General features: G+C 69.9%; 10 protein-coding genes and 1 pseudogene. 7 read left to right on the top strand and 4 right to left on the bottom strand.

From position 1 onward, the window contains the following. Positions 1-414: pseudogene (locus DID99_RS38540) on the top strand (highly repetitive protein); the annotation flags it as partial. A 377-nt stretch (positions 415-791) separates the two neighbouring features. After that, complete coding sequence (locus DID99_RS35025; protein WP_124645958.1) at positions 792-1,190, top strand: carboxymuconolactone decarboxylase family protein; 399 nt, start codon at positions 792-794, stop codon at positions 1,188-1,190. A gap of 35 nt (positions 1,191-1,225) precedes the next feature. Here DID99_RS35025 and DID99_RS35020 read toward each other — a convergent pair whose 3' ends face one another. From DID99_RS35020 to DID99_RS35010, 3 genes are read right to left on the bottom strand one after another with little or no spacing between them, the layout of a single operon-like run. Next, positions 1,226-2,212 carry an alpha/beta fold hydrolase gene (locus DID99_RS35020; RefSeq protein ID WP_124645959.1) on the bottom strand — a complete coding sequence of 329 codons (987 nt, stop codon included), beginning with the start codon at positions 2,210-2,212 and terminating at the stop codon, positions 1,226-1,228. A 7-nt stretch (positions 2,213-2,219) separates the two neighbouring features. Continuing rightward, on the bottom strand, positions 2,220-3,785 hold the full coding sequence (locus tag DID99_RS35015; RefSeq protein WP_124645960.1) for an NAD(P)/FAD-dependent oxidoreductase: 1,566 nt from the start codon (positions 3,783-3,785) through the stop codon (positions 2,220-2,222). Then, on the bottom strand, positions 3,782-4,684 hold the full coding sequence (locus tag DID99_RS35010; protein ID WP_124489838.1) for an SDR family oxidoreductase: 903 nt from the start codon (positions 4,682-4,684) through the stop codon (positions 3,782-3,784). The genes DID99_RS35015 and DID99_RS35010 overlap by 4 nt, the downstream gene beginning before the upstream one ends. Before the next feature lie 88 nt (positions 4,685-4,772). Here DID99_RS35010 and DID99_RS35005 point away from each other — a divergent pair, with 88 nt between their 5' ends. Then, positions 4,773-5,429 carry a TetR/AcrR family transcriptional regulator gene (locus tag DID99_RS35005; protein WP_124489837.1) on the top strand — a complete coding sequence of 219 codons (657 nt, stop codon included), beginning with the start codon at positions 4,773-4,775 and terminating at the stop codon, positions 5,427-5,429. Between the two features lie 173 nt (positions 5,430-5,602). On the opposite strand, the gene DID99_RS35000 is transcribed toward DID99_RS35005, so the two are convergent. Then, on the bottom strand, positions 5,603-6,556 hold the full coding sequence (locus tag DID99_RS35000) for a LysR family transcriptional regulator (protein ID WP_124645961.1): 954 nt from the start codon (positions 6,554-6,556) through the stop codon (positions 5,603-5,605). 126 nt (positions 6,557-6,682) lie between these two features. Here DID99_RS35000 and DID99_RS34995 point away from each other — a divergent pair, with 126 nt between their 5' ends. The 4 genes from DID99_RS34995 to DID99_RS34980 all read left to right on the top strand — a co-directional run. After that, positions 6,683-7,327 carry a glutathione S-transferase family protein gene (locus tag DID99_RS34995; protein WP_124645962.1) on the top strand — a complete coding sequence of 215 codons (645 nt, stop codon included), beginning with the start codon at positions 6,683-6,685 and terminating at the stop codon, positions 7,325-7,327. A gap of 32 nt (positions 7,328-7,359) precedes the next feature. Next, complete coding sequence (locus DID99_RS34990) at positions 7,360-9,408, top strand: pyridoxamine 5'-phosphate oxidase family protein (RefSeq protein ID WP_124645963.1); 2,049 nt, start codon at positions 7,360-7,362, stop codon at positions 9,406-9,408. 123 nt (positions 9,409-9,531) lie between these two features. After that, positions 9,532-9,735 carry a DUF2970 domain-containing protein gene (locus DID99_RS34985; protein ID WP_021164122.1) on the top strand — a complete coding sequence of 68 codons (204 nt, stop codon included), beginning with the start codon at positions 9,532-9,534 and terminating at the stop codon, positions 9,733-9,735. A gap of 617 nt (positions 9,736-10,352) precedes the next feature. Continuing rightward, on the top strand, positions 10,353-10,569 hold a 217-nt coding region (locus DID99_RS34980; protein WP_148094691.1), incomplete at its 3' end, for a hypothetical protein.

The following is a 10,569-nucleotide window of genomic DNA, read 5'->3' as shown; positions in this document are numbered from 1 at the left end:
GTGCCCGAGGTGCCGGAAGTGCCCGACGTACCGGAGGTGCCCGACGTACCGGAGGTGCCCGACGTACCGGAAGTGCCCGACGTACCGGAGGTGCCCGACGTACCGGAGGTGCCCGACGTACCGGAAGTGCCTGACGTACCGGAGGTGCCCGACGTGCCGGAAGTGCCCGAGGTGCCCGACGTACCGGAGGTGCCCGACGTACCCGAAGTCCCCGACGAACCCGACGTCCCCGAACTACCGCCGCCGGACGTACCCGACGAGCCGCCGCCGGACGTTCCGGATGTCCCCGAAGTCCCGGACGTCCCCGACGTGCTCGGCTTGATCGACGGCGTGACCGGCCCGTCGACCGAACCGCAGCCATACAGCGAGAGCAGCGACAGGACGGCCAGCGATACCGTCGTCTTCTTTAAGTAATGGTGCATGGTGGCCTCGACATTGGAAGTTGTGTCCGGGCCATTACTGCAAATTCCGCGCCATGACATCTTCCGCGCAATGCGCCGGCGCTTTGTTGCGGGAATCGGGAATATCGGCGCGATTTAAACGGAGGAATGGGGCTTTCGCGGGACGGGCGCGCCAGTTGCGCCGCTGTGCGCGCCGTGATGTTCCCGTAAGGTGCCGTAACGCCGGGCTGGATGTTACGTAGCGTTCGGCCCGGTGTTCCGCGTGTGACGCAGCCGGCCGCGCCCCGAGGGCACGTTCTTTGACGAAACACCCCCGCGCCGCGAACATGACGCGAACCCACCCGGCCGCAGGCGACGCCGAAGCGGCCAAGACTTCAGACAGGACACGACATGAGCGAACAGGACAGGAAACAGGGCAAGGCGCGCCGCACCGAAGTCATGGGCGAGGCATTCGTCGAGCGCGCGATGCGCGACCTCGACGGTTTTTCGCGTCCGCTGCAGAACTGGCTGAACGAGCACGCGTGGGGCAGCACGTGGCAGCGCGGCGGCATCGACTTGAAGACGCGCAGCCTCTGTACGTGCGCGATGCTGGCGGCGCTCGGCCGCGGCACGGAACTGAAGGGCCACGTGCGTGGCGCGCTCAACAACGGCGCGAGCCTCGTCGAGATCCGCGAGGTGCTGCTGCACAGCGCGCTTTACGCGGGCGCGCCGGCGGCGGTCGAGGCGTTCCGCAGCGCGCGCGAGGTCATCGCGGAGCTCGGGCTGTCGCTGCCCGACGACGAAGCCTGACCCGCGCGCGGCGCGGCCGGCAGGCCCGCCGACGCTCAATGCTCGACGTGCGCGCCCTGCGCCGGCGCCTCGACCGGCGCGGCGGCGACTTCGAGCAGCCAGTCCGCCGTTGCGTCGGGAATCGTGACCGGCAGCATGTGCCCGCCTTCGACGACCTTCAACCTCACGCGTGCCGACTTCTGCGCGAGTGCTTCGCCGTGCGTGCGCCAGTTCAGGATCGGATCGGCGCGGCCGTACAGCACGTCGACCGGCAGCGCGAGGTCCGCGTAGCGGTGCACCATCGCGGGCAGGTCGACGGGGGCCGACAGCAGGTCGGTCGCCGTCGCGTAGAACACGTGCGGCCGCAGCCCGAGCAGCCCGCCGCCCTTCACCGGGAAGTCGCGCGGCACGGCTTCCGGCGCGAACACCTGATCGACGGCCTTGCGGCCGGTCAGGATCGTCAGCGGGATCGCGAAGGTCCACGACACGAAGCGGCGCACCAGCGGCGACGGCAGCATCAGCGGCTTGAACGGGGCCGGCGGTTCGGTCTGCTCGTGCGACAGCGGCGCGATCAGCGCGAGCCGGCTTACACGCTCCGGATGGTTGAGGCCGACCGCGAGCGCGATCGCGCCGCCGAGCGAGTGGCCGACGAGCACGGGCCGGTCGAGCTTCAGCGCGTCGATGAACGCGGCGATCGTGCGGGCCTGCGCGAACACGTTCGCCTGCGAGCCGGCGCCGCGCAGCGAGCGGCCGGCGCCGGGCCGGTCGACGAGGATCACGCGATGGTGCTGCGCGAGCCGCGTGAGCGGCAGGTACGCGAAATTGCGCCACTGCCCGGCGAGCCCGTGCACGAACACGAGCGGCGGGCCGCTGCCGTACTCGACGTAGTGGATGTGGTCGCCGCCGATGTCGACGAAGCGGCCTTCGGGCGGAAACGCGCGCGTCACGCGACGCGCGACGTAGCCGGAAAACAGCGCGAGCGCGGCGAGCATCGCGACGACGCCGAGCAGCACGTTCTGGATCAGGTGAAGCGTATGGCTCATGTCGGCCTCAACGGGTTTCGAGTACGGGTTCGGCGACCGGCGCGGCGGCCGGGCCGGCTTTCGCGCGGCGTTCGAACTGCATGGCCGAATCGGCGAGCCCGCTGAACTTCAGCGACGCGAGATCGAGCACGTAGTTCTGGTGGAACTTCCACGGCTTGCGGTGCCCCTGCTTCGGCAGGATGCCGGCCGCGCGCTGGATGTAGCCCGAGCTCAGGTTCACCGCCGGCACGTCGCCGAGGTCACCGGCGCCGAGCCGCGGCACGCAGGTGTCGTAGCCGTTCGCGCGCATGTGGTTGAGCAGCCGGCACACGTAGCGCGCGATCAGCTCGGCCTTCAGCGTCCACGACGCGTTCGTGTAACCGAACGACGACGCGAGGTTCGGCACGTCGCTGTACATCATTCCTTTGTAGGACACGGTCTGCGGCAAATCGACCGCGCGGCCGTCGACCGTGACGCGCGCGCCGCCGAGCAGCTTCACCTTCAGCCCGGTCGCGGTGACGATCACGTCCGCGACGAGCTGCTGGCCGCTTTTCAGCTTCAGGCCGGTCGGCGTGAAGCGCTCGATCTCGTCGGTGACGATCGATGCGCGGCCCGCGCGGATCGACTTGAACAGGTCGCCGTTCGGCACGAGGCACACGCGCTGGTCCCACGGCATGTAGCGCGGCGTCAGGTGCTTCGCGACGTCGAAATCGGGGCCGAGCTGCCTGCCGGCCGCGCGGATGATGAACTGCTTCGTCCGCTCGGGCTTGCGGCGCGACACGTTGTACAGGTACATCGTCAGCAGTACGTTCTTCATGCGCACGAGCCGGTGCGCGAGCCGCGACGGCAGCACGCGGCGCAACGCGTTCGCGATCCTGTCGCGGGCGGGCAGCGACACGATGTAGGTCGGCGAGCGCTGCAGCATCGTCACGTGCTTCGCATCGGCCGCCATCGACGGCACCAGCGTGACGGCCGTCGCGCCGCTGCCGATCACGACGACGCGCCGGTTCGCGTACGACAGGTCCTTCGGCCATTGCTGCGGATGCACGATCCGGCCTTCGAACGATTCCATGCCGGCCCAGTCGGGCAGGTAGCCACCGTCGTAGTCGTAATAGCCGCTGCACATGTAGAGGAAGCGGCACGTGTAGACCAGCGTGTCGAGCGCGCCGTCCCGCGTGCGCTCGATGCGCACCGTCCAGCGCGCGCGGTTCGAATCCCAGTCGGCCGCGACCACTTTCTGGCCGTAGCGGATCGTCTTGTCGATGCCGTACGCGCGCGCGGTGTCGCGGATATAGTCGAGGATCGTCTGGCCGTCCGAGATCGCCTTGTCGCTGTGCCACGGGCGGAAGCTGTAGCCGAGCGTGAACATGTCGGAATCCGAACGGACGCCGGGATAGCGGAACAGGTCCCAGGTGCCGCCGATCGCGTCGCGCGCCTCGACGATCGCGACGCTCGCATGCGGGCAGCGCTTTTTCAGGTGATAGGCGGCGCCGATGCCGGACAGGCCGGCGCCGACGATCAGCACGTCGAGGTCACGAGCGTCGCCGGAGGCGGACGGCGCGTCGCGCCGGTCGGTCGTCGTCGTCGAGGTCATGCGGGATCCTTGGTCGGTGTGGTCGGCCGCGCGGCGGGGGCACGGGTGCGCTCGAGATTGCGTGCGCGGGCGCGGCGCACGTGGCGCAGCACCAGCCGCTGGTAGCCGGCGCCGAGCAGGCGCGCGAGCTTGTCGAGGCGGCGCGCGTCGGCGCCGACCAGCACGCGGCGCGCATTGCGCTCGACGCCGGCGAGAATCTGCCGCGCGGCGTCGTCGGCCGTCGTCGCGTTGATCAGGCGGTTCGCCTGGCGGCGGTGGGTCGCTTCGTCCTGGCCCGTGAGCGCGTGGATGCTGGTATCGACGCGGCTCGCGTCGACGATGTTGGTCGCGACGCCGCCCGGATGCACGCAGGTCGCGCTGACCGGCGCGCCGTCGAGTTCGAGTTCCATCCGCAGTGCCTCGGTGAAGCCGCGCACCGCGAACTTGGTCGCGTTGTACGCGCTCTGCGTCGGCATCGCGACGAGTCCGAACAGGCTCGACGTGTTGATCACGTGCCCGTCGCCCGACGCGCGCAGGTGCGGCAGGAACGCCTGCGTGCCATGCACGACGCCCCAGAAGTTGATGCCGACGATCCATTCGAGATCGGCGATGCGCGCGGTCTCGGCGCTCGCGGCCAGCGACACGCCCGCGTTGTTGAAGACCAGGTTGACCTTGCCGTGTTCGGCGCGCACGAAATCGGCCCACGCGAACACCGCATCGCGGTCGGCGACGTCGAGCCGCCGCGTGCTCGTGCGCACGCCGTGCTTCGCGCACGCGGCCGCGGTGGCGGCGAGCCCGACATCGTTGACATCGGCGAGCGCGACCTCGCAGCCGCGCCGCGCGAGCTCGACCGCGAGGCTGCGGCCCATGCCCGAACCGGCACCCGTGATCGCGGCGACCTTGCCGGAAAACCCCTTCATGCGTCGTTCCTCCCGTTCCGCTTGCGCTGCATCGGCGGCGCGCCTATTGTGGTGTTATTCGTCACCACTTTAGTTTTCGGGTGTCCTGATGTCAAATAGCGAAATGGAGAAAGCACTCGAAACGGAAAAACGGGGCCGGGCGTACGGCGGCGTGGCGCCCGAGGTGCGGGCCGCCGAGCGGCGCGATGCGTTGATCCGCGCGGCGACGCGCGTGTTCGGCACGGTCGGATTCCGCAAGGCGACCGTGCGGTCGATCTGCCAGGAAGCGAAGCTCAACGACCGTTATTTCTATGCGGCGTTCGACAGCACCGAGGATCTGCTGCGCTGCACCTACCTGCATCACGCGCAGCAGCTGCACGACGCGGTCGCACGCGCGGTGGCCGAGCGCGGCGGCGATCTGCGCGAAAGCGTCGACGCGGGGCTCGCCGCGTTCTTCGGCTTCCTGCGCGATCCATGCGCGGCGCGCGTGCTGCTGCTCGAGGTGATGGGCGTGAGCGCCGATACCGACATGACGTACCAGCGGATGCTGCTCGACTTCGGCAAGCTGATCATGGCGATCGGCGCGGCCCGCGAGGCCGCGACACCCGCCGAGCGCACCGAGCAGCGGCTCATCGGGCTCGCGCTGGTCGGCGCGATGACGAACGTCGGCGCGGCGTGGCTGCTCACCGGGTATCGCGACCCGGAGGCGCAGATGGTCGCGAGTTGCAGGAAGGTGCTGCTGGGGACGTTGCGGGAAGCGGGGTAGGCGGCGCGAGCGCGTGTCTGTCGTGCGCCGTCGCGCGAACGCCGCGCGTAGCTGCAAGACCTTCGCGCAGGAATACGAATTCGCGTTGCGTACGAACCCGAAGAGACTCGAAACGCGAAGCGGCCGCCAAAAGGCGGCGCTACGTGAAGTTCATGTGACAGGCGGTTGCCTGTTCAATCGTCGGCGCGTCGCACCCGTGTCGCGCGCACACGCGGCGCGGCGGCCGTTGCCGCGATCCTTGCCTTCATCGCGTCGATGAACGCGCGCACCTTCGGCGACGGCAACCGCGTCGACGGATACACCGCATGGATCCCGGCCCGTGCCGAGCGCCACGCGGGCAGCAGCCGCACGAGCCGGCCGGCCGCGACGTCCTCCGCGATCGAGAAATCCGTCAGGAGCCCGAAGCCTCCGCCCGCGAGCGCGATCGCGCGGCAGGCCGTCGCGGTGTTCGACACGACCGGCGAGACGCAACGCACCGACGCATGGCCGCCGCGCGCGTGGTCGAGTTCGACCGTATGCGGGCGCGACAACGTCGACAGCATCACGAACGGCAGCGCGGCGAGCGCGTCCGGGTCGCGCGGCAGCCCGTGCCGCGCGACGAACGCGGGGCTCGCGACCAGCCATTTCTCGTACTCGCCGAGCTGCACCGCGCGATAGTTCGAATCCGCGAGGCGGCCGATGCGGATCGCGACGTCGAGATTGTCCGCGACGAGATCGGCGATGCGGTCGTTCGCGATCAGTTCGACGTCGAGCCGCGGATGCGCGTCGCGCAGCGCGACGATCGCCGGCGCGACGACCAGCGCGCCGTAGTCGATCGGCACGCTCACGCGCAGCGTGCCGCGCAGCGGCCCGGAGTCGGACGACACCGCGTCGAGCGCGCTTTCGGTCGCGCGCACGATGTCGCGGCACGCGTCGTAGAACGCGCGCCCCGCATCGGTCACGCTCAGCCGTCGCGTGGTGCGCACCAGCAGGTTCGCGCCGACTTCGGATTCGAGGCGCTGCATGTGCGTGCTGACGACCGTCTTCGCGAGGCCGAGCCGCTCGGCCGCGGCCGTCAGCGAGCCGGCGTCGACCACCGCGACGAAGATCGCCAGCCGGTTCAGGTTCACGTCGCGCAGATCGGCCATCGTCGATTGTCCTATGGAAGCGGATAATGTTTCAGCGATTATCCGTCTTCTGGCCGCGAACGGCGAGCGCTACGCTGGGGCCGTTCGTCGCCGATTCCCGGCGGCGCGAGATCCAGGAGCTTTCCCATGCCAGCCGCCAGCAAGCCCGCCCGTCCGGTTCGTGTCTATTCGTTCCCGCTGTCCGGGCACGCGCATCGCGTCCGGCTGTTCCTGTCGCTCCTCGGGCTGCCGTTCGAGACCGTCGACGTCGACCTCGCGGCCGGCGCGCAGCGCGAACCGGCGTTCCTCACGCTCAATCCGCTCGGTCAGGTGCCGGTGATCGACGACGACGGCACCGTGCTCGCCGATTCGAACGCGATCCTCGTGTATCTCGCGAAGCGCTACGGCGACGCGCACTGGCTGCCCGACGATGCCCCCGGCGCGGCGACCGTGCAGCGCTGGCTGTCGTACGCGGCCGGGCCCATCGCAACGGGGCCGGCGGCCGCGCGGCTCGTCACCGTGTTCGGCGCGCCGCTCGATCATGACGCGGCCAAGCGCACGGCCGCGAAGGTGCTTGCCGTGATCGACCAGGAACTCGCCGGCAAGCCGTTCGCCGCGGGCGCGCAACCGACGATCGCCGACATCGCTGCCTACACGTACATCGCGCACGCGCCGGAAGGCGGCGTGTCGCTCGAACCGTATCCGCATGTGCGCGCGTGGCTCGCGCGCGTCGAGGCGCTGCCGGGCTTCGTCGCGATGCCGCCGACCCGCGCCGGCCTGCTCGCCGCCTGACGGCGAAGCCGCGATTTCACCGGGAGAACACGATGACCGCGCCGAGTGCCGCCGTACCGGGCTGGGAACTGGATATTGCGCCGTTTCATGCGGGCGAGCTGGCCGTGCAGCAGCGCGCGGGCGTGACGCAGGCCGCGGACGCGGCCGGCCGGCGCGGCATCCGGCGCTTCATGCCGGACCAGCACCGCACGTTCTTCGCGCAGTTGCCGTTCTTCGTGCTCGGCGGCGTCGATGCGGGCGGCCAGCCGTGGGCGACGCTGCGGGTCGGGATGCCCGGTTTCGTGACGACGCCGGACGCGCGCACGCTGCGCATCGACGGCGACGCGCTGCCCGGCGATCCGCTGGCCGGAGCATGGCAGCCCGGCGTGCCGCTCGGCGGGCTCGGGATCGAGTTCGACACGCGCCGGCGCAATCGCGTGAACGGCGTCGTGCGCGCGGTCGACGGCGGCGCGCTGACGATCGCGGTCGAGCAGAGCTTCGGCAACTGTGCGAAGTACATTCAGGGCCGCACGCCGACGCTCGTGCCGCGCGAAGGCGATGTGTCCATCGCGGCCGACGTGTCGGGCCGGCTGAGCGACGCGGATCGCGCGTTGCTCGCGCAGGCCGATACGTTCTTCGTCGCGAGTGCGAATACGTCGGCGGATGCGGGTGCCGCGCGCGGCGCGGACGTGTCGCATCGCGGCGGCATGCCCGGCTTCGTGCGCGTCGACGACGCGCACACGCTGACGACGCCGGATTTCAGCGGCAACCGCTTCTTCAATACGCTCGGCAACCTGCAGCACGATCCGCGCGCGGGGCTGCTGTTCGTCGATTTCGACAGCGGCGACCTGCTGTATGTCGCTGCGCGGGCCGAAATCGTGTGGGACGGGCCGCTCGTCGCGTCGTTCGACGGCGCGCAGCGGGTCGTGCGGTTTCACGTGCGCGAAGTGCGGCGCACGCGGGGTGTGCTGCCGTTTCGGTGGTCGGCGGTTGAGCGGGCGCCGCAGTTTGCGGGGAAGGTGGGGGCTGGTGTGCCGGCGGTATCCGCACCTGCATCTGTGTCCTCGTCCCCCTCCAGCTGGCGCCCGCTGCGCATCGCGAAGATCGTCGACGAAGCGCGCGCGATCCGCTCGTTTCATTTCGAAGCGGCGGACGGCGACGCGTTGCCGGCCTACGAAGCCGGGCAGCATCTGACGCTGCGCGTCGCGCTTCCGGACGAAGATGTGCCGACGATTCGCAGCTACACGCTGTCCGATGCACCCGGCGCATCGCATTACCGGATCACCGTGAAGCGCGAAGGACGCGTGTCGGCCTGGCTGCACGACCACGCGCGTGCCGGCATGACGCTCGATGCGCAGATGCCGCGCGGCCGCTTCACGTTCGACGTCGCGAGCCCGCGTCCGGCGGTGCTGGTGTCGGCCGGCATCGGCATCACGCCGATGATCGCGATGCTGCGCCGCGCGCTGGCCGACGACGCACCGTCGCGTCGCGTGGTGTTCGTGCACGGCGCGCGCGATACGGCCGAGCGGCCGTTTTCAGCGGAACTGACGCGCATCGCGGACGCGGACCCGCGCGTATCGCTGCACTGGTTCGACAGCCGGCCGCAGCGCGACGGCGCGGCGCGACCGGGCCGTGTCGACATCGCGCAACTGAAGCGCATCCTGCCGTTCGACGACTACGATTTCTACCTGTGCGGACCCGCCGCGTTCATGCGAGATATGTACGACGGATTGCGAGCGCTGAACGTGCCGGACGAGCGTATCCGCTTCGAGGCGTTCGGGCCGTCGAGCGTCGTGCGCAGCGCGACCCGCGCGGCCGGGGCGCCGCCGGCGGCAAGCGTGCCGGTCGTGTTCCGCCGCTCGGCACGCGACGCCGCATGGACGCCCGCCGACGGCACGCTGCTCGAATTCGCCGAAGGCCGGGGCGTGGCGGTGCCGTCCGAATGCCGGTCGGGGTCGTGCGGCACATGCGCGACGCGCGTGCTGTCCGGTGCGGTCGATTACGTGCAAGCGCCCGACGCGCCGGTCGAACCGGGCTGTGCGCTGCTGTGCGTCGCGCGGCCCGCGACGGGCACCACGGAGGCGCTCGTGCTCGACCGCTGATGGACCCTGCGACACGCCGCCGCAGACGGCCTGCTGCGCGAAAAGCACGCGCAACTGCTTCTTTTTTCGAATGCCGGCCGGATCGACGATAGCGTCAACCGATTCGATGAAAGGAGCACAACCATGAAACTGCTCGGCATGATCAAGCTGGTCCTGTGGAGTTTCTTCGGCGTACGCAACAGCAAGGCGCACGCGGCCGATCTCGCGAACGTCAACTATACGTTGCTGCCGTTCGTGGCGATTGTGCTCGCGCTGCTGGTCGGCGCGGTCATCTACGGCGTCGTGCATCTGGTTGTCGATCCGACCGCGACGATGCAGGGGTTCTGAACGTTGGGTGAACCGGCAGCGGGCCGTCATTCCCGCTCCGGTTTTCGCTCGTTCGACCGGCGCGTGACTGCACCGGTTGTCGAGGTCGCCGCGCGCGATGCGCATCGCGATCGCATCGCCGCCGCTGTCGCACCATTCGAAGCGTATTTCCCCCATCCCGCCGGTCGCGTCTCCCGTTCCACCCGATTCCACGGCCTTCAGCCCCGCCCGGGGTAAAATGCGCGCCACGCCGCGATGTCGCGCGCGACGGGCATGCCGCCGTTCCGACGAACGGCGTACGCAACTGCCCGGCGCCCGCAACCGGGGCGTTCGAAGCGTCCCCCGCATGACAAGACCGCGCGACGCAGCCGGCCGCCCGACATGTTCGAGATCCAGGATCGACGGCTGCGTCGGTGCCCGGCGCGTCACCGTCATCCGATGTCCCATCCTGCGCTTTCCCGATCGATCGGCACGCATGCTGCCCGATCGTCAGATTCGTCTGATGAATGTCGTGTCGACGTTCGTGCCCGGCGTCCGCAGGACCGTCGCGGGTGCTTGCATGAGGTCGCGCTTCGCAGCGGCGCAAAGCGTTTCGAAGGTTTCGACAGGGTCGAGTGGCGAGTTTTCCATCCAGAACAATGACGGTGAATAGAACAACAGCGTCGCCCGCACGGCGGCGGCGCGCGAAGGCCGGGCTTGGCGTCGGTCTCGGTATCACGCTTTTCGCGGCGCAGGCCGCCGCGGCACAAGGCGACGCGCCGGCGCCCGACGCCGGTGTGGCCGGCAGCACGACGCTGCCGGCGATCACGGTGAGCGGCGAGCGCGGCAACACGCTGCGCGCACGCACGGCGTCGG

This window comes from Burkholderia sp. Bp8986 (assembly GCF_003854225.1).
Lineage (GTDB): Bacteria > Pseudomonadota > Gammaproteobacteria > Burkholderiales > Burkholderiaceae > Burkholderia.
Note: the sequence above shows the minus strand (reverse complement) of the source record. Positions and strands in the feature narration are given on the sequence as shown.